The organism is Halogeometricum borinquense DSM 11551 (assembly GCF_000172995.2).
Classification (GTDB): Archaea; Halobacteriota; Halobacteria; order Halobacteriales; family Haloferacaceae; genus Halogeometricum; species Halogeometricum borinquense.
The window spans coordinates 2,739,623-2,756,425 of sequence record NC_014729.1 but is presented as its reverse complement, the minus strand read 5'-3'; the positions used below and the strand labels follow the sequence as shown (position 1 = coordinate 2,756,425).

Here is a 16,803-nt window from a genome sequence, read left to right as displayed (position 1 = left end):
GTAAACCGATTTCTGCGGACGTGACGTCTCCTGCGGATGAGAACTGGTCCCGCTACAGGTCGTCTTCGGCCAGTTCCATCTCGGCGACGAGTTCGTATGGACTCAGCCCCTGTCGGATCCCGTCCAAGATGCGGAAGGCGTCTTTCGGTGCGAGGAAATGCCGACAGACGGCCTGTCCCAACGGCGTGGGATCGAATCCGTCGATGAACTCCCACTCTAACAGCTTTCCGACGGCGTGCTTTGTCGGCACGTCGCCGATCATCCGGTCGTTCAGTCGCTTTGCCTTCTTGCCCGCGACGATGACGTTCGCCAGCGTCTCTTCTGCGGCGGCGGACTCGTCGTAGACGGTCATCACGTCCTCCATCTCTCCCTTCAGGAGTTTGAACGCCACCTCGTCTTCGGTCATCTCCATCGAGTTGTGGTACGAGCAGTCGGGTTCCACGAGGAGGTAGACGGTCCCTTTGTCGTGGTAGTCGGGGCGTCCGGCCCGGCCGAGCATCTGCTCGAACTCCTGTACGGAGAGCCACTCGATACCCATCGCCAGCGTGTCGAAGACGACTTGCGAGGCGGGGAAGTCAACCCCTGCCGCCAGCGCGGCGGTCGTAACGACGGCCGCCAAATCCTGATTGCCGAACATCCGTTCGACCTTCTTTCGGCGACCGTAGTCCAGTCCAGCGTGGTACGGCGCGGCGTCGTACTCCAGTTTTCTGGCGATTTCGTGACACCGGCGTCTGGAGTTGGTGAAGACGATGGTCTGACCGCGGTAGCCCTTCGAGGACTTCGTGTCGAATTCGCGTCTGACGAGTTTGTTGATGATGTCTGGCTTTTCCCGTCCGTCGGCGAACGTGACGTGGCGCTCGATGGGGACCGGACGCTCCTCGAACTCGATGAGCGTCGCTCTGAGTTTCTGTGCCAGCATCTCGGGGTTGCCGACCGTCGCGGACAGATACACCCACTGCGCGCCGTCGTAGCTGTTGCGCTGCTTCTCACGCGTCTCGCAGTAGTGTTTCAAGCGGGAGATCATCCCGTCGAGGCGGTGCCCTCGTTCGCCCTCTTTCAGCGTGTGGACTTCGTCGATGACGACGGTGGCGATGTCGCCGAGGTCCTTGCCCGTCCGCAGGGCGTGGTCGATCCCTTCGTAGGTTCCGACGATGATGTCGGCGTTCGGGTCGAACCGGTTGCCGTCGTCGTTGATGCGGGAGGCGCCGACGCGGATGGTCACGTTCAGGTGGTCTCCGTAGCGCTCCTCGAAGTCCTCGTGTTTCTGATTAGCGAGCGCGACGAGCGGAACCAAGAACAGCATCTTGCCGTCCCCGTTCAACGCTCGGTTGACGCCCGCGAGTTCGCCGACGAGCGTTTTCCCCGTCGCCGTCGCGCTCACGACGAGTTGATCGCGCTCGTCGAACAGACCGTTTTCGACGGCCAGCGACTGGACCGGCAGGAGCGTCTCGAACCGGTTTTCGACCATCGACTGGAGCGCCGGATGGAGGTCCAGCGTCGAAGTGGAGACGAGGTCGATATCGTCTGTCGTCGCCGAAACGGTGTCGAACTTGGTGAGGTCGGGGTCTAAGCCGCCCTTCAGGAGGTTCGAGATGCGGCCGAGATCCTGCGTCTCGAGCAAAAGCGACTCCAGACGCTCTTGGGCCGCCTGCGTCATCGCACCCGTCCCCGAGAAGTCGAGTTCGCGTTCGAGTTCTCGCTTTGCGCAATCGGGACAGATGTACTCGTTGTCGGCTTTAATGGCCGTATCCTCGGTGATCGGTGAGTAGCGGCCGTTAGAGGCGCAGTAGCGACAGGTCCGGACGACGAGCGCATCGAGCTGATAGCCGTCGAGCATCTCGCGGAACTCGTCGCGGCGGGCCTTCGAGGTCTGTTGGGAGATGCGGATCCGCTCGGCTCGACGGGCGAGTTCGACGAACTGACTCGGGTCGCGAGGTTCCTCGTTCGACCCACGTTTCACGCGAAACTTCGCGGGACGCGGGCCGGCGTTCGTCTCCTGCAGTTCGAGCACCGCGCGGAAGACACGCTCGCCGTCTCGTTGGACGACGACGAGGTAGTCGTCGTTCGTCTCGTGGACGAACAGCGTGTCGATGCGGCCGACCTGTTTGGACACGCTCTCTCGTAAGCGGACGGGGTATTTCAGCGGTTCGTCTGCTCCTCTTGATTGCGTCCTTCGATAGCGAGTGCGGACAGGACAACCCCACCGGCAACGCTCTCTCGAAAGTCCCGCCTACGGCGGTGTCTCGGCAGTCGTTGCACGTCTCAATCCAGCTGTTATCGCCCGTAGCTGTCGTGCTTCGCCGCCTTACTCCTCATCAAGTACCTGAATCGTGTCGTCACCATTCGGCACCGCACAGAGGAACGTCCCTTCTACGTCCGAATCGTTGCGGTACCAGTGGATGACACCGCCGGGAATGAAAAGCGAGTCACCGGCGGCGACCTCGTACTCCTCGTCGTCGATACCGACGGTGTACTTGCCGGAGAGGACGTACTGCTCGTGTTCGACGTCGTTCGTGTGTTTCGGCACCGTCGCGCCCGGTTCGAGGACGAACCGACGGATGGCGAAGTTCGGCGCACCGTCGTCGGCGTTGAGGAGGACCCCCTTCGACATCCCCTCGGCGGCTCCGACGGACTCGTACTCGATATCTCCGGCGCGCTTTACGACGGGTTCGGTGTCGCTCATACTCTCTCCTTCGCCGAGGGTCGGCCTAAACTTTGGCTCCGAGACGCCGTCGCAGACTCATGCGGTATGTATCCGCTGTTCGGCCGCCCGCGGTCCAGCTTGGACTTATTACCCGTCACCGTCTACTGTTCACCATGCGAGGTATCCGTATCGGCCGCGTCTTCGGCATCCCGATTCAACTCAACCTCACGTTTCTCCTTATCCTCCCGCTTTTCGCGTGGCTTATCGGGTCTGATGTCGGCGAACTCGTCCAAGTTATCAACGAACTGTTCGGATCCGCCATCGACGCCGCGGCGCTCACCTCCGGGTCGATACCGTGGGTTCTCGGGAGCGCCGCTGCAATCGGCTTATTCCTGTGCGTTCTCTTCCACGAATTCGGCCACTCGCTGGTTGCGATGCATTACGGATACGAAATTGACTCGATTACCCTGTGGCTGTTCGGCGGCGTCGCAAGCTTCGCTGAGATGCCCGAGGACTGGCGACAGGAACTCGTTATCGCTGTTGCCGGTCCGATAGTTAGCGTTGCACTGGGGGTCATCTCGTTTGTTGGTTTCGTCGTTCTTCCTGCCACGCAGGGCTCCGTGAAGTTCGTTCTCGGCTATCTCGCGTTGACGAACATTCTGCTGGCAGTGTTCAACATGCTCCCCGGCTTCCCGATGGACGGCGGGCGCGTCCTCCGTGCGCTTCTCGCCCGGCGTCGGTCCCACGCGCGAGCGACGAAACTCGCTGCGGAGGTCGGGAAGATGTTCGCCTTCCTTCTCGGCATCTTCGGCCTGTTCTACAACCTGTTCCTCGTCGCCCTCGCCTTCTTCATCTACATGGGCGCGTCCTCGGAAGCCCAGCAGACGGTGATGAAGGCGGCGTTCGAGGACGTAACCGTCCGCGACGTGATGACGCCGCGAGAGAAGCTAGATGTCGTGGACATCCGAACGAGCATCAGCGAACTGTTGGATCGGATGTTCTACGAACGCCATACGGGCTACCCGGTCGTGCAAAACGGTCGTCTCGTCGGGATGGTGACGCTCAACGACGCTCGAACGGTGGACGAAGTCGAGCGCGATGCGTACATCGTCAAGGACGTAATGTCGGGCGAACTTACGACGATTTCGCCCAGTGCCGATGCTATGGATGCGATCACCACGATGCAACAGAACGGCGTCGGACGACTGCCCGTCGTTGACGATGAGGGCGAACTCGTCGGGCTTATCTCACGGTCCGACCTCGTTACCGCTCTCAACATTATCCAGTCACGCGGCCCGTCAACCTCGATTCGCCCCCGCGACCCGACTGACGTTATCGAGCCGCGATAGCCGAGTTACCTGTCAGATCCTCTCTATCAGCTCTCATCCGTCAGTTTTCTTCCCGTCGGTTTCGGTCAACTCGACGCCGGCGTTCTCGACTAACCACGATGATGCTTCATCGAGTACCGCCGCGTCGGTCGCAGTGAGTTTGACCCGCGTCCGTGCTCCGTTCCGGTTTGGATAACTCCCGACGCGGACGCCGAACTCTGTTGCCACGGTAGCGAGCGGTTCTGCCATCGCACCCTCCGGCTCGGGTGTGTAGAACGTCGTCGTCGCCACGGTCCCGCCGAAGTCGTCAGCCACGTTGTCGAAGACAGCGCGCATCTCCTCTGGAATTCCTGGGAGGACGTAGACGTTCTCGGCGACACATCCCGGTGCGAGGCCTTCGGGATTCGGAATCGGCGTCGCGCCCGCGGGCATCGATGCGTACCACTCGACTTTCAGATCGAACTCGATGTCCGGTTTCCGTTCGAGAATCCGGTCGATGGTCGCCTCTACGTCCGCTGCGGCGACGGGGTCAACCGCCAACTCACGGTCGAGTCCGGCGGCGACACCTGGCATCGTCAGGTCGTCCGGTGTTCCGCCGAGACCGCCGGTGACGACGACGGCGTCGAACGACATCGACCACTCTCCCACCGTTTCGGCAATAGTCGTCTCCTCGTCGGGGATGGTGATGACGCGAGCGACTTTTACGCCTCGTTCGGTCAGTTCCCGCGCTAACCACGTCGCGTTCGTGTTCTCGATGTCGCCTGCGAGTAGTTCGTTGCCGACGGTCACGATGGCGACGTTCATGGCCCGCCGTATGCGTGCCGGACGGAAAGCGATACCGCGGGAACGTAACGACTACCTCCCTGCCGACGCAGTGTAATCCCGTCGTAAGAACTCACTGAACTGAGGTATCGCATTCGTAATTAAGTTCTTCCATCACGAATACGCCGCCGATGCAGGACTCGCCTCCTCCCAACCGAATCGCTGACGTTCACTACGTCGCCTGCCGCGAGTGCGGTTGTTTGGTCGAGTCGGTCAAAGACCCTCACTTGACCGGCCGCGACTGCACCGGTTCGGTAACGACGCGCGAGGAGTACTGTCGGAAGTACCCTGAAGCCCCCGTCGTAACGCGTTCGGTCTACCGCAATCGCTCGGGTTCCGAGTAGGTCGATTCGACGCCGCACCGGACCACCCTCGGATCTGAACTCGCGGCCCCATCGAAATCCCGTAACTCACTGTGTGACGGGTTCCGAGATGGTGGATTGTACCCACGCGCTCTCGTTTTCGCAGTCCTGAATGACGGCGACCGTGTTATCGCCTGATTCGTACTCGATGTACTGATACGCTGGTTTTACTGCCGAGTCGTCGTTCGGATTTGTTGGTATCTTCATCTGCTGTGTGCCCCCACCGTGCCTTTGGCACGTGTTTCGACAGCAGTGTCTATGTGTGTTATTGACTAACAATTACTGTATATACATATAGCCTCTGCTAGTTGGCAGTACTATACTCATCGTGACTATCGTTGATACCCGACATAGCGGCCGTGTTAGGCAAGTATACGGGCGATTTGTTCCCTTGCCGCGTCGTCGTTCACTCGTACTGCTCTTAACGGAGCGAACGCTCGTGAGGAACCGTGTTCTGCGAGAAGGTCTGAGTACGAGCCTTGACCCTTACTCACAACCTCGTTTCAGTCAGTTGCTCGCTGGTTCAATCTCACACGACAGACGTTCGTCTGCTCACGTTGTTCGCAGATAGAAAGGTCCGGGTGCGAGAATTGAACCCGCGTCTCAGCCTCCACAAGGCTGAAGGATAGTCCACTACCCTAACCCGGACACAGTGGTCGCGTACTACTGCAATAGTTTCTGAGTCGTGTGCAGTCAAAAAGCGTTACGACTCCGGTTTCGTAGGCGTGCGACGCTCACACACGGCCGAGTTGACTTGATTCGTTCGCTCCCCGTAGGTATTGTATGCTACAACTTGGACAGCAGGCCCCGGCGTTCTCCCTTCCCGGTGCCGCGGGTGACGACATGGACGAGCACACGCTCTCGGAGTACGTCGAACGCGGGTGGAGCGTTATCCTCGTGTTCTATCCGTTCGACTTCCATCCGGCGTGTATCTCACAGTGGTGTACGCTTCGAGACGCCGACTGGCTCACGCTCCTCGATGACACTGTCGTCCTCGGTATCGGCGGCGACAGCGTCTACGCCCATCAGGAGTTCGCACGGACGTACAACATCGAGTTCCCGCTTCTCACCGATTCTGACGGCCGAGTTGCGGAAGCGTACGGCGTTCGGGAGTCGGACTTCGAGGGCCACCGCAACGTCCCGGGTATGGCGCTGTTCGTCATCGACCCTGACCGAACGATTCAGTTTGCGTGGCGCGGCGATGCCGCCGACGCCGAACCGGACTTCGACGATGTCCGAAAGGCCGCCAACTGTCACGGAGACGAGTGTGAACTCTCGGATGACGGCGCAGAGTCTGCGGATGTTTGATACGGACGAGAGTCGTCTTTCAGACCCGATTTCGGCGTTCCGTGAGAGCGGGAAGCTTTTGACGCCGTAGAGCGGACCTTCGGACGAACAGTGGCGATCACGGACAAGATATACCTCAAGAACCACCGCGAAATCGTCTCGCAGTTGGACGTGAACATCCCCAAGGGTGCGTTCAAGGGTGCGACGATGGACGTGCTCTACTCCGGCGAGGGTCTCTCGAAAGTCGATTCTGCAACCCGCGACAGACTGCTGGACTTCGCGCAGGATTTCCTCGATCCGGAGGACCCTGACGACCTATACACTGGCTATCCAGAGCGCCAGTTCGTGACGTATCTCCTTGAACTCCGCGCACAGGGGTTAGGACCGGATGCCATCGTTGACGTGATGGGCGACGAGTACATGCTGTACGCCTATCCCGGCGACGTACTCTCGTTTCTCGACGACGCGGTGCGAACGCTGGAAGCCGTCGAGACGCTTTCAGATGTCGAAGGCGACGAGGAGATGGCTGAGAAAGCCCGCAAGGCACGGCGGGCGCTCACCGGGTAGCGACACGGCGGCGAGACTGACGAGACAGACGAGAACGCCGAAGAACAGTCAGAACGGCCTACCCGAGTCGGAACGAGGGCTCGTCTGCGTCGGCGTCCAAGTCTTCCAGTTGGATAACTTCCTCTTCTTCGTCTTCGAGTTGCTCGCGGAGGTAGTTGACGTAGCGTTTGTGCTCTTCAAGTTGCTCACGGAGATGATCCGCTTCGAGTTCGAGACGCTCGTGTTCCCGGATGAAGCTCTTTGGAACCTTCACCTTCGGCGGGAACGACTCCTCGTCGTTCCCGTTCATCTGTTCGAGTTCGTGTTCCGGAACGACTTGGACTTGACCGTCGTGGGCAACGAGGGTGTCCACGTAGTCACGGAAGACGGCCGACAGCGAAATATCTCGCTCCTCGGCAATCTCCCGAAGCGTCTCGAACGCGTCTTCGTTGACGCGGAACGAGATTGTCTTGTTCTTGTTGCCCATGAATCGTCCGAACGTTGTCACCCGGGGCTACTTAATGCTTCGTCAGACATATGCATGGAAAGAGACCGACGGGGTCGGTGTCTCGCTATGCGTCGGGTTCGGGTGACGCGGTGTCGTCTCCGAGTTCGTCGCTGCCGAGTTCGTCGTCGCCGGTTTCATCTAAGCTCTGCAACGCTGAGACGGCGGCCGACTGGTACCGGTCGGTCGGCAGTTCGTACTCCTCGCGCGCCATGCGGGCGTACTCGTTTCCTTCGTTGTCGAACGTCTCGATGCGTTCGAGCGTTCGCTCTGCCGTCTCGACTACCCAGCGGTCGCGCGTCGCGGCGTCTACGACGCTGATCGACTCCGGCCGGACGGAGACGTTCACGTTGCCGTCGTCCGTCTCGTACGTCCGCGGTTTGCCGACAACGGCGACGTATGCGGGTGGTTCGAGGTCGCGGAGCATGCTCGCGGCTTCGGGTTGGTACTGGCCGGCGTAGACGAAGAACGTGCCCGTCGGGTCCACGATACGGCCCCGCCAGTACTCGTTATCCTCGCCCACGTCGTCCTTCTCGGTGAGCGTTCCGACAAGGAAGATACGGTTGGCCTTCTCTCCCGTCGGCAAGAGGAGATAGACCGGTGCGCGTTCGTCTTCAGACTCTTTGAACGTGTAACTCGCGTCGTTGAACTCTTCGGCGAACACTCGCCGGGCGACCTCTCGGGTTGGGACTTCGTTGGAACTCATTTAGATCGACCTCGCTTTGATGAGGACTGCTTCGGCATCCGCCGGTTCGTTCAGTCGGTCGGTCTCGTCGGCAAGGACGTACCGCCCCAGTTCGGGGCCGGAGACGCGGTAATACATGCCAACGAGGTCCGTGCGCATCTCGTCTACGACGACGGTAGTGTCGAGTGCGTCCATCGCCATCTCTTGGGCTTCTTCCAAGGAGATGCCGGTGAGTTCTTCGGTCATCTCGCGCCCGAAGATGACCTCGTGTACGTTGTCGCCGTCGTCTAAGACGCCCTTGATGCGGAGGTCGAACTCGCCTTCGACGTTGCCGTGCTCGTTACAGCGGCCGTTCTGGAGCACGCGCGTACAGCCCTCCTCGGGGCACCGCTTGATGAGGCCGCTTCCGGACTGAATGTCCACAAGTGCGCCCTCGACGGTGGTGGAGTCGTCGCCCACTTCGATCTCCTCGTCGAGTTCTTCGATACTGGTCGTCCGGTTGAGTTTGACAGAGAAATTGCCCTGATATTCGTCGGTGACGACGTTCCCGAGGCGGTAGACGGCCCCTTCCTCGAGTTCCGGAAGCTCCGAAGTCGTGAAGGAGACGAACTTCATCCGGCCGGATTCGTCACCGAGAAGCCCCACTTGCGAGATGGACTCGCTTCGGGGCTCCCACAGTTCGACGACTTTCGCCGTGATATCGACCCACTGCTCGTCTTGGTCGATGTCTGCGAGGTGGACCTCGTCGTTCCCGCCGCGACCGAGTTCGTCGCGTTCGAGGTCGGCCTCGTCGAGGTAACTGTTGACGACGGAGCGACGCGCCTCATCGACGGGCACCCGGTACTCGTCAACGAGGTTCTGCAGTCGCTCCTCAACGTCGTCGGCGTCTACGTCCAAGTGGTCTGAAAACTGCTCGGCAATCTCCGCTGCGTGGGTTCGCAGGTCTGACATGGTTTCACTCGCCTCCACCTTGGTTTTCATTGGGAGGCATACGCCGGTTGGCTCCCAATGGTTAATAAATTTGTGTACGCTTTGGAACTGAAATCGGGCGCATTAGGACTCTTATCCCAAGATCCGGGCACTCTCTATGCTCTTGTTTTCCCCACCAACGAACCTATAGCCCCGGCGTTCCCAACGCCGGGTAACGATGGACGAGCGTCTCGAACGGTTCGTACGGGAGAAGTTCCGCTCCGCCGGTCGGCAGTACGCCCGCGCGAAACAGGCGTACGACGACGGGAGACGTGAGTTCGACGCCGACCTCCCGCGAGATGAGGACGGCAACGTCCGTTTGGTTTGCCGTCGGCACGCCGAACGACGTGCTGTCTCCGTTGCTGCCACGGGCCACCCGGCGTGTTTCGAGGCTGGTCACCCCGACTGCGAGGGATGTGCCGAGGACGTTCTGAGCGGGGTCGTAGAGACGTGGTAGCGGGACAGACGGACAGACCGGTCGTCGCGCTCGTTCTCGCGGGTGGCACTGGCTCCCGACTCTACCCGGCGAGTCGTGCCGACCGGCCCAAGCAGTTCCTTTCGCTACTCGGCGACGATTCGCTCCTCTCCCGGACGGTGTCGCGCGCCCGCGGCGTGGCCGACGACGTATTCGTCTCGACCCGCCCGGCGTTCGCAGACGAGATTTCCGAACACGCGCCCGACGCCGAGGTGGTAGTCGAACCCGCCGCAAAGGACACCGGTCCGGCGCTCGTCTACGCCACACACCGTATTCGTGAGACCGTCGGTGATTGCGTCGTCGTCGCTCTCCCCAGCGATCACACCGTTGGCGATTCCTTTGCTGCGGTGATGCGGCGCGGTGCGCGCGTCGCCGACGAGACGGGTTCGCTCGTCACGTTCGGTGTCGAACCGACTCGCCCCGATACGGGCTATGGCTACATCGAACCCGGTGAGTCCCGCGGCGATTACGCGCCCGTTTCGGCGTTCCACGAGAAACCCGACGCCGAGACGGCCCACGAGTACGTCGAGGCCGGTCATTACTGGAACGCAGGTATCTTCGCGTGGACGCCCGACGCCCTCCTCGCGGCGGCACGCGACTCTCCGCTCTCGGATCTCGTCACCGATCTCACCGACGGCACGGACCCCGAACGCGCGTTCGACGGGGTCGCCGAGGTGAGCATCGACTACGGCGTGATGGAACGAACCGAAGACGCGGTCGTCGTCCCCGCGCCGTTCGAGTGGGACGACTTGGGGTCGTGGGACGCGTTCGACCGGGTGGTTGATGGTAATGCGAACGGGACCGTTTCGGTCGGCGATGTGACGGTCAGAGAACTCGATGCGGCCGACAATGTCGTCGCAGGCGACGACAAACACGTCTCGCTGGTGGGTGTTTCGGACCTCGCGGTCGTCACGTGGGACGACCGCGTGTTGGTCGTCCCCAAAGAGCGCGCACAGGACGTGCGAACGCTCGTAGACGAGTTGAAACAGCGCGGCGAGTTCTAACTGGCTCACATCGCTGTCTCGTTGTGTGCGGGACGGACAGAAAGCAGGAGTCAGTCGGTTCGGGGATTGTTCAGTCTACTTCGTTCGTGTCGCCGCTTCGGAACATGTCATCGAGATCTACTCGCTCCATTTGCGCCTCTAGTGAGGTGATAGCGTATCCGATGGTTTGGCCCAGTTCCCCGAGCACCTCGCGTTCTTGCTCGTCAAATGCGTACGGATGGTCGGCGTAGACGACGAGCACGCCGTGAACGGTCTCGAACACGAGCGGAATGGCAGCGACGGCCTTGACCTCGTGTTCAGCGATCTCGTCTTTCTGCTCCTCGGACAGTGCCCCTTCAGCGACGGTTTGGATAACCTGCACTTCACGCGTCCGGACGGCTTCTGCGGCCAGTTGATGTCCGAGCAGTTGGCCTTTGACCTCTAGTACGGTCTCAAGGTCGCGTTTGTCGACACTCTCCCAGTATCGCTTCGTGAACTCCTCGAAGTCCGAAGAGAACTCACCTACCAGCGCGAACTGGTACGGATCAGTTGCGATGAACCGTTCGCAGACGGCCTGCTCGATTTCGGCACGGGATGTCGCCGTGAGGAGTGCCTTGTTGATATCCCGAATCAGCGCATTGATGCGGTTCAGCGTCTCAAGTTTCTCCTCGCGCTTTTTCCGCTCGATTGCGTACCGGAGCGACCGCAGTAGTTGGGCGCTGTCGATATCGTCTTTCGGCAGATAGTCCTGTGCGCCTCGCATGATCGCCTCGACCGCTATTTCACGATTGTTGAGTCCCGTCAGCACGACTACGGGGAGTTCTGGCGAATGAGAGAGTACTCTGTCGAGCGTCTCAAGTCCCGTACTTTCGGGGAGACCGAGATCTAACAGTACGAAATCATATGTGTTCTTTTCGAGGTGTTCGAGGCCCGCAGTCAGCGTCTCGACGTGCGTCAGTTCCAACTCGCTTGCTTCACTTGGGAGTGAACTCTCCTCGAGATAGCGTGTAATGAGACGCGCATCACCCAGGTTGTCTTCTACTAACAGTGCCTTCAGCGCATTTTCTGGGCTCATTCTGATCTGGTAGCACTACCTACCGAACACCTCCGTTAATTATTCGGGAGTTAGACTTAATACCATGTCGCTAGCTCTAGATAGATTGACTTATATGGTGCAGTATCCGGATTTGGGTTTATTTTCGGAATAACTGAATGTGTGATTCCGATACGCTACCGGTAGCCGCTTTGGTGAAACATGACCGTGTCTCGGTGTCCGGGTGACTTCCAAGTTACTGCCTTTTAACCTCTGTCGGTGGATATTTGACGGCTGTGAACCAGAAGTCCTCGATACTTTGGGCAATGTCGAGAAATCCCTCGAAATCGACGGGTTTGGTGAGGTACGCGTTTGCGTGTAAGTCGTAGGATTTGGCGATATCTTCCTCGGCGTCCGAACTCGAGAGTACGACAACTGGGAGTCGCTTGAGATCCGAGTCGGTCTTGATTTCACGAAGTACTTCCTTTCCGCCCATCTTGGGCATATCGAGATCGAGGAGTATGAGGTCGGGACGAGGTGCGTCGGCGTACTCGTTTTCTTGCCGGAGAAATTCCAGGGCCTCGATGCCGTTGGGTACCACGTGGAGATTGTTGGTCACGTTTCCTTTCTGTAGTCCCTTCTCGGTTAATCGGACGTCACCGGGGTTGTCTTCCACTAACAGGATCTCGATAGGCTCGTTATCTTTGGCAGTCATTATCTATCACCATTTGGCGTTGATAGCTCTATATTCGGGATCATGCAGTAAAACGTTGCACCGTCGCCGACAGTGGGGATCAGCCCACAATACGCGTGGGGTTCCGACCGCTATTTTGTCTGATGGTGGTCGCGTTTTTCCCGACTACGACTCTTCCGCTGCTGACTGTCGGACGCGAACGTCACCAGTACTGGTAACGCCGACGAGGAGCGATTCGATCACTTCCCGTCCGTGGACGGCGTCCCCGGCGTCGTCGGCAATAATCTTCATCAGATCCGGAGCAGTGTAATTCACTTTCACCCCTGCCTCGTCGCAGGCGTCGTAGACTAGCTTCGGGACCTCGTAGAGGTCTGTCCCCGCTTCGACCCCGACTTGAACCGGTGCGGTCAACGCTTCTGCAAACGCGATGGTCTCGCGCGCTTTCTTGACGTTTTGACGCGCACTCGACTCGATACTGGAGACGTTCGCGCGCGACGTACCGAGGAGGTCGGCGATAGTAGACTGTCGAATACCCCGTTCGCGGAGCGCTAACACCTCTGCTTGTCGTCTCGTCAGGACGCTATCGTCGGGGTCGAATCCGGTTTCTGCGAGGATGCGTGCGACGTCGATGTCGCCGCCGTCTCCTCGCACGTCCCGGCCGCGGTCCGCGTCGTACATAGCCGAGCGTACGATTGCCGCTCGCAAAAAACTGTATCGTCGTGTTTGTCTCTGCTACTCTGTGGAAACATATGCGAAGATGTGCCAATGCAGAGCGATGACGATACGAAGGATGTGACTGTCCGTACTGCGGCGCGGCGGGTCGGCCGCCGCTTAGCTCCCCCAGAAGTTGTCCCGACTTCCGAGGGCAGTTGGGCGCTTGGGGCCGTCGTCGTCGCTCTCCTCACCGCTCTCTTCGTCGGTATCGCTCGTCCCCGCCGCCTCATCTTCTACCTCGTCAGGATCGAGGGGCAGTCGCTCGACAACTTTCTTCGAACGTGCGTGGTTGGACTTCACTTGGTCGATACGAACGACGGCGCGCGCTTCGGGCAGGAGGCCGTCAACGAGAACGATAAATCCGTCTTCCGTTCGACCGACACCGGCACCGCTTTCGTGGATATCGTCTACGGTGACGACCACGTCCTCGCTGGGCTTGACCGGTTGCTGTTTCAGGTCACGAATCGGCTGTTCGTAGCTGTTGCACCACTCGGAGCCCGCCCGGTCGCCGTAGTACTGACACCCCATCCCGTTGATTCGCTCTGAGTACCGTGGACAGTCGTTCGCCAGCGGACAGTCTGACATACGGAAGGATACTCTATCGCCCGTCTAAACCCTTCCGGGTACTCTGCTCCGTGCCCGATGCGGTAGACACAACGTTTTCACGCCCTTCCCCCTCATTTTGGGTATGTCCCGTCGCGTTCCGGAGTTTGCCCTCATCATCGGGGTCTTCTTCGGTCTCTCGGCGTTGGTGTTCGGCCTCGTCTTCCAGTGGAGTCTCTTTGCCATCGTTGTCGTCGCCGCCGTCGGAACGTACCCGTTTGTCGCCTTCGGCCTCCTCCGTGATGATGACCCGGCGGCCGTCATCCCACCTGATTGGGTTTTCTTTGCAGGTGTCTTCTGGGGCCTCCTCGGCGTTTTTGGCGTCCTCGTGGACAACGTATCGCTGTCGGCACTCCCGTTTGCGGCCACTATCGGTCTCGCTCTCGTTCTCCCACCTGCCGCGTACGCCGTCCGTCACGACGCTGACGTGAATCCGCTCTCTGCGACCCAGACATTAGCACTCGGACTCATCGCCGCGGCGAGTCTACTCCTCGTTGGACTCGTCTCCGGACGGCCGATACTCGCCGTGATCGACGCCGTTCTCGTCGCCGTCGCCGCCGGTCTCTACGCGACGGCGCGTGGCGTTCGGTTCGACGCACGCACGCGGAGAAACAGTGTTGCAGTCGGTGCCGTCCTCGGCGTCGCTCTCATCGCGGTCGGCGTCGTTCGTGGTGGCCGACTTACCGACTGGGTTCTCGTTGGGTCAGCCGTCGCGTTCACGCCGAGTCTGTACGTCGTGCTTTCGAGGCGTAGCTACCGGTAGACTCGGTTTTGACTCCCTCGAACTCGGCTTCGTACCTATTTCACGGCGTGGAGGATTGTCGTCCCGTCGCTGTCGATAACTTCCACGTCGCTGAATCCCGCTGCGTCGAAGGTGTCTGCGAGCGCGTCCGGGTCGTGGAACCGCCCGTGGAACACTGACCCCATTTTCGCCTCCGTCTCTCGGACCGTATCACGGATGGTGAACACATACGTCGTCGTATGTCGTCGGCAGCGGACCACTCCGTAAAATCGGCTTCGAGTACGTCCGCTTCCGAGACGTGCTTTCTCGCTGATTCGAGCATTCGTTCGTCCGCATCGACGCCCAGTACTTCCTCGTACTCGTCTTCGATACGGGTAAGAAGTGGGCCGGTTCCGCACCCGAATTCAAGGACGCGATTCGCGTCGTCGGGCTGATATCGCTCTAGCAGATTGACCTGTCGGTCCCTATCGAGCATCCGCGAATGATAGAAGTCGTAGAGCGCGGGGTACTCGTAGAAGTCGCGTTCGCGGTGCGGGTTCTCGTTGATGTCCTCGATGACGTGTCGGAGGGTCATGCGTGTCTACAGGTACCGATTCTTTTGGAGAAGTATTCACTGGACCATTGGCAATCATTCACGTTATTTACGGCTGTCGGTTCGTATGCGATGCCTTGGCCACGGCTAGCGTCCGTTCACGGCGACTTCGGTTGTCACGTTGTTCACGACACAGGAGGTATCTGTGATCAATTACATATATTACAGTAATGAGAACTGATTCCCTCCGGAACGCGGTGAGCGAACGGTGGATATACGCTCTCCTCGGCGCTTCAGTCTCGGTTCCGCTGACAACTCTCGGGTATTGGCAGACTGGTTCGGAGTTGTCGCTGTCACCGGTTCTCCTTGGCGGCCTCATCGCTGGCTACTTCTCGAAACGGAACACCGGCGACCGTAGCGGCGTCGGCGTTCGAACTGGACTTCTCGGAGTGGTTCCTGTGCTTTGGATGGTCGCCGACATTCTCGCAGCAACATCGGCACTCACTGGACCGGTGTGGTTCCGCGTGGCTGGTGTTGCCCTCGTAATCGGCCTGTCTCTCACTCTCGTTACGGTTACGGCCGGACTCGGAGCGGCGGCTGGCGCAATCGGTGCGAGAGTTGGCGGTTGGTTGGCTGGCTCCGGCGGCCGAAACCATCCGCCGGCCGCCGGTAACTAACCGGGACTCGGCTGTCGTCACGGCTGGTCGGTTGTGAGCCTCCCGGAGTACGAGAGATTTCAGCAGAAACCAATCGCAAATGTCCAAACTCAGGCCAACGGAGTACGTTCGACGACCGTGCCATTCCACCTTTTACTGCGCTCGCTCCGCTCGCTTGCAAAAGCTGGACCAAAAAGCGCCGTCAGGCCAACGGAGTACGTTCGACGACAGTCCCGTTAACGGTGGGATACTGCTCGACGATTTCACCCTCCGGCACGTCACCTTCCTCTATCATTTCCTCTAGCAGCCACCACGCGACTTCAACGTGGTCGGATTTCACGGTGTAGAACTCCTCGGGAACGCCAAGTGCCTGCAAATCGTCCTCTGTAACCCACGTTTTCCCGTAGACGAGGGTGCCGTCGTCGGTTACTTCATCGAACGGACGACGGATGTTCTTCGCCATCCGCTTCAGGCGGTTGCGGTGTTGGGCGGCATCTTTGAAGACAGAGGTACAGAAGTAGACGCGTTCGTGGTCGGCCATCGCGTCGAGAATAGCGTCCTTGGATCCGTCAACGGCCGACATGTGCCCGTCTTGGAGTTCGAAGCCTTCCTCCTGCATCCGGCGGTAGTTGCCGTCGCTCATCTCGAACTCGTTGACGTTACAGAACTCCGCGGCTCCCTCGTCGAGGAAGTCGAGGAACTCCTGTTCGGCCCGGATGCCGGGAATCTCGAACGCGGGCGTGAGACCTTCCTCGCGGGCAATATAGAGTATCTCTTCCCACTCGGTTCCGTGCATGTCGCCCCACAGTTCGTACGGCGGGTGGAAGCGAATCTCGTCCAGTCCCGCCTCCGAAAGGCGGCGCATGTTCTCGCGGCCGCCCGTGATACCCGTGTAGAGGTGCGTGTGGTGGTCCTCTCCGAACTCGTCTTTCAGAAGCGAGAGATAGTGACACGTCTTATCGAGAGCCTCTTGCGGTTCACCGCCGGTGATGGACGTGCCGAGCGCGTCCATCCGCTTGGCCTCGGAGATAACGTCGTCGTCGGACTCGACCAATCGCTCGTTAGCGTACACGTCTGTGACGTTCTTACGGTTCTCGCCGAGGGGGCAGTAGAAACAATCGCGCTGATCGCAGTACCCGTAGACGAACAGCACCATTTTCCCTCCCATGGCGCACTGCTCACAGCCCTTCGAAATCATTCGTTGAACGTACGATATACGTCCC

Annotated in this window: 21 protein-coding genes and 1 tRNA gene; 8 read left to right on the top strand and 14 right to left on the bottom strand. The window is 59.7% G+C overall.

The annotated features are described in order from the left end of the window. Positions 1 to 52: 52 nt before the first annotated feature. Positions 53 to 2,113, bottom strand: coding sequence for a DEAD/DEAH box helicase (locus HBOR_RS13975; protein ID WP_006053588.1), 2,061 nt, complete (start codon positions 2,111 to 2,113; stop codon positions 53 to 55). 192 nt (positions 2,114 to 2,305) lie between these two features. Further along, positions 2,306 to 2,683 carry a cupin domain-containing protein gene (locus HBOR_RS13970; protein ID WP_006053587.1) on the bottom strand — a complete coding sequence of 126 codons (378 nt, stop codon included), beginning with the start codon at positions 2,681 to 2,683 and terminating at the stop codon, positions 2,306 to 2,308. Between the two features lie 134 nt (positions 2,684 to 2,817). On the opposite strand from HBOR_RS13970, the gene HBOR_RS13965 reads away from it, so the two are divergent. Further along, complete coding sequence (locus HBOR_RS13965; RefSeq protein WP_006053586.1) at positions 2,818 to 3,993, top strand: CBS domain-containing protein; 1,176 nt, start codon at positions 2,818 to 2,820, stop codon at positions 3,991 to 3,993. Positions 3,994 to 4,026: 33 nt separating this feature from the next. On the opposite strand, the gene HBOR_RS13960 is transcribed toward HBOR_RS13965, so the two are convergent. Further along, positions 4,027 to 4,776: a competence/damage-inducible protein A gene (locus HBOR_RS13960; protein WP_006053585.1), complete on the bottom strand. Its 750-nt coding sequence runs from the start codon at positions 4,774 to 4,776 to the stop codon at positions 4,027 to 4,029. A gap of 149 nt (positions 4,777 to 4,925) precedes the next feature. On the opposite strand from HBOR_RS13960, the gene HBOR_RS13955 reads away from it, so the two are divergent. Continuing rightward, positions 4,926 to 5,138: a hypothetical protein gene (locus tag HBOR_RS13955; RefSeq protein WP_006053584.1), complete on the top strand. Its 213-nt coding sequence runs from the start codon at positions 4,926 to 4,928 to the stop codon at positions 5,136 to 5,138. Between the two features lie 66 nt (positions 5,139 to 5,204). Here the strand turns inward: HBOR_RS13955 and HBOR_RS20060 are convergent, their stop codons facing one another. Both HBOR_RS20060 and HBOR_RS13950 read right to left on the bottom strand, forming a co-directional pair. Further along, positions 5,205 to 5,363 (bottom strand): hypothetical protein, encoded by a 159-nt coding sequence (locus HBOR_RS20060; RefSeq protein WP_006053583.1) that lies wholly within the window; start codon positions 5,361 to 5,363, stop codon positions 5,205 to 5,207. A gap of 368 nt (positions 5,364 to 5,731) precedes the next feature. Beyond that, positions 5,732 to 5,804 (bottom strand) — tRNA-His (locus HBOR_RS13950). A 135-nt stretch (positions 5,805 to 5,939) separates the two neighbouring features. Here HBOR_RS13950 and HBOR_RS13945 point away from each other — a divergent pair. Next, entirely contained in the window at positions 5,940 to 6,464 is a 525-nt protein-coding gene (locus HBOR_RS13945; RefSeq protein WP_006053582.1) for a redoxin domain-containing protein, read from the top strand. 90 nt (positions 6,465 to 6,554) lie between these two features. After that, positions 6,555 to 7,010: a DUF5814 domain-containing protein gene (locus tag HBOR_RS13940; RefSeq protein ID WP_006053581.1), complete on the top strand. Its 456-nt coding sequence runs from the start codon at positions 6,555 to 6,557 to the stop codon at positions 7,008 to 7,010. 58 nt (positions 7,011 to 7,068) lie between these two features. Here HBOR_RS13940 and HBOR_RS13935 read toward each other — a convergent pair whose 3' ends face one another. From HBOR_RS13935 to HBOR_RS13925, 3 genes are all read right to left on the bottom strand, one after another. Further along, positions 7,069 to 7,476 (bottom strand): ribbon-helix-helix protein, CopG family, encoded by a 408-nt coding sequence (locus HBOR_RS13935; protein ID WP_006053580.1) that lies wholly within the window; start codon positions 7,474 to 7,476, stop codon positions 7,069 to 7,071. A gap of 85 nt (positions 7,477 to 7,561) precedes the next feature. Beyond that, a complete protein-coding gene (locus HBOR_RS13930) occupies positions 7,562 to 8,200 on the bottom strand; it encodes an RPA family protein (protein WP_006053579.1) in 639 nt (212 codons plus the stop codon). Beyond that, the gene (locus HBOR_RS13925; RefSeq protein WP_006053578.1) at positions 8,201 to 9,130 is read right to left on the bottom strand and encodes a hypothetical protein; all 930 of its coding nucleotides are present in this window, start codon (positions 9,128 to 9,130) and stop codon (positions 8,201 to 8,203) included. A gap of 196 nt (positions 9,131 to 9,326) precedes the next feature. Between HBOR_RS13925 and HBOR_RS19310 the strand changes: the two genes are divergently transcribed. Together HBOR_RS19310 and HBOR_RS13915 are read left to right on the top strand one after the other, a co-directional pair. Continuing rightward, positions 9,327 to 9,605, top strand: coding sequence for a DUF7091 family protein (locus HBOR_RS19310; protein WP_013440705.1), 279 nt, complete (start codon positions 9,327 to 9,329; stop codon positions 9,603 to 9,605). Further along, positions 9,599 to 10,627 (top strand): mannose-1-phosphate guanylyltransferase, encoded by a 1,029-nt coding sequence (locus HBOR_RS13915; RefSeq protein ID WP_006053576.1) that lies wholly within the window; start codon positions 9,599 to 9,601, stop codon positions 10,625 to 10,627. The genes HBOR_RS19310 and HBOR_RS13915 overlap by 7 nt, the downstream gene beginning before the upstream one ends. 70 nt (positions 10,628 to 10,697) lie before the next feature. On the opposite strand, the gene HBOR_RS13910 is transcribed toward HBOR_RS13915, so the two are convergent. The 4 genes from HBOR_RS13910 to HBOR_RS13895 all read right to left on the bottom strand — a co-directional run bounded on the left by HBOR_RS13910 (position 10,698) and on the right by HBOR_RS13895 (position 13,632). Next, positions 10,698 to 11,681 carry a response regulator gene (locus tag HBOR_RS13910; protein WP_006053575.1) on the bottom strand — a complete coding sequence of 328 codons (984 nt, stop codon included), beginning with the start codon at positions 11,679 to 11,681 and terminating at the stop codon, positions 10,698 to 10,700. Between the two features lie 214 nt (positions 11,682 to 11,895). After that, positions 11,896 to 12,354 (bottom strand): response regulator, encoded by a 459-nt coding sequence (locus tag HBOR_RS13905; protein ID WP_006053574.1) that lies wholly within the window; start codon positions 12,352 to 12,354, stop codon positions 11,896 to 11,898. Between the two features lie 144 nt (positions 12,355 to 12,498). Then, the gene (locus HBOR_RS13900) at positions 12,499 to 13,011 is read right to left on the bottom strand and encodes a Tfx family DNA-binding protein (RefSeq protein ID WP_006053573.1); all 513 of its coding nucleotides are present in this window, start codon (positions 13,009 to 13,011) and stop codon (positions 12,499 to 12,501) included. Between the two features lie 153 nt (positions 13,012 to 13,164). After that, entirely contained in the window at positions 13,165 to 13,632 is a 468-nt protein-coding gene (locus tag HBOR_RS13895; RefSeq protein WP_006053572.1) for a TRAM domain-containing protein, read from the bottom strand. Positions 13,633 to 13,735: 103 nt separating this feature from the next. On the opposite strand from HBOR_RS13895, the gene HBOR_RS13890 reads away from it, so the two are divergent. Then, positions 13,736 to 14,413: a hypothetical protein gene (locus tag HBOR_RS13890; protein WP_006053571.1), complete on the top strand. Its 678-nt coding sequence runs from the start codon at positions 13,736 to 13,738 to the stop codon at positions 14,411 to 14,413. A gap of 40 nt (positions 14,414 to 14,453) precedes the next feature. Here HBOR_RS13890 and HBOR_RS13885 read toward each other — a convergent pair whose 3' ends face one another. After that, entirely contained in the window at positions 14,454 to 14,966 is a 513-nt protein-coding gene (locus HBOR_RS13885) for a class I SAM-dependent DNA methyltransferase (protein WP_006053570.1), read from the bottom strand. A 188-nt stretch (positions 14,967 to 15,154) separates the two neighbouring features. Here HBOR_RS13885 and HBOR_RS13880 point away from each other — a divergent pair, with 188 nt between their 5' ends. Then, positions 15,155 to 15,601, top strand: a complete 447-nt coding sequence (locus HBOR_RS13880; protein WP_006053569.1) for a DUF5518 domain-containing protein — start codon at positions 15,155 to 15,157, stop codon at positions 15,599 to 15,601. A gap of 181 nt (positions 15,602 to 15,782) precedes the next feature. Here HBOR_RS13880 and HBOR_RS13875 read toward each other — a convergent pair whose 3' ends face one another. Then, on the bottom strand, positions 15,783 to 16,778 hold the full coding sequence (locus HBOR_RS13875; protein WP_006053568.1) for a radical SAM protein: 996 nt from the start codon (positions 16,776 to 16,778) through the stop codon (positions 15,783 to 15,785). Positions 16,779 to 16,803: the final 25 nt, after the last annotated feature.

Excerpts from the sequence above, each read along its gene's own strand:
- HBOR_RS20060 (WP_006053583.1), bottom strand. The coding sequence starts at position 5,363 with ATGAAGATACCAACAAATCCGAACGACGACTCGGCAGTAAAACCAGCG.
- HBOR_RS13925 (WP_006053578.1), bottom strand. The coding sequence starts at position 9,130 with ATGTCAGACCTGCGAACCCACGCAGCGGAGATTGCCGAGCAGTTTTCA.
- HBOR_RS13880 (WP_006053569.1), top strand. The coding sequence starts at position 15,155 with ATGAGAACTGATTCCCTCCGGAACGCGGTGAGCGAACGGTGGATATAC.
- HBOR_RS13910 (WP_006053575.1), bottom strand. The coding sequence starts at position 11,681 with ATGAGCCCAGAAAATGCGCTGAAGGCACTGTTAGTAGAAGACAACCTG.
- HBOR_RS13885 (WP_006053570.1), bottom strand. The coding sequence starts at position 14,966 with ATGACCCTCCGACACGTCATCGAGGACATCAACGAGAACCCGCACCGC.
- HBOR_RS13895 (WP_006053572.1), bottom strand. The coding sequence starts at position 13,632 with ATGTCAGACTGTCCGCTGGCGAACGACTGTCCACGGTACTCAGAGCGA.
- HBOR_RS13960 (WP_006053585.1), bottom strand. The coding sequence starts at position 4,776 with ATGAACGTCGCCATCGTGACCGTCGGCAACGAACTACTCGCAGGCGAC.
- HBOR_RS13890 (WP_006053571.1), top strand. The coding sequence starts at position 13,736 with ATGTCCCGTCGCGTTCCGGAGTTTGCCCTCATCATCGGGGTCTTCTTC.
- HBOR_RS19310 (WP_013440705.1), top strand. The coding sequence starts at position 9,327 with ATGGACGAGCGTCTCGAACGGTTCGTACGGGAGAAGTTCCGCTCCGCC.
- HBOR_RS13970 (WP_006053587.1), bottom strand. The coding sequence starts at position 2,683 with ATGAGCGACACCGAACCCGTCGTAAAGCGCGCCGGAGATATCGAGTAC.
- HBOR_RS13900 (WP_006053573.1), bottom strand. The coding sequence starts at position 13,011 with ATGTACGACGCGGACCGCGGCCGGGACGTGCGAGGAGACGGCGGCGAC.
- HBOR_RS13945 (WP_006053582.1), top strand. The coding sequence starts at position 5,940 with ATGCTACAACTTGGACAGCAGGCCCCGGCGTTCTCCCTTCCCGGTGCC.
- HBOR_RS13935 (WP_006053580.1), bottom strand. The coding sequence starts at position 7,476 with ATGGGCAACAAGAACAAGACAATCTCGTTCCGCGTCAACGAAGACGCG.
- HBOR_RS13965 (WP_006053586.1), top strand. The coding sequence starts at position 2,818 with ATGCGAGGTATCCGTATCGGCCGCGTCTTCGGCATCCCGATTCAACTC.
- HBOR_RS13905 (WP_006053574.1), bottom strand. The coding sequence starts at position 12,354 with ATGACTGCCAAAGATAACGAGCCTATCGAGATCCTGTTAGTGGAAGAC.
- HBOR_RS13930 (WP_006053579.1), bottom strand. The coding sequence starts at position 8,200 with ATGAGTTCCAACGAAGTCCCAACCCGAGAGGTCGCCCGGCGAGTGTTC.
- HBOR_RS13955 (WP_006053584.1), top strand. The coding sequence starts at position 4,926 with ATGCAGGACTCGCCTCCTCCCAACCGAATCGCTGACGTTCACTACGTC.
- HBOR_RS13875 (WP_006053568.1), bottom strand. The coding sequence starts at position 16,778 with ATGATTTCGAAGGGCTGTGAGCAGTGCGCCATGGGAGGGAAAATGGTG.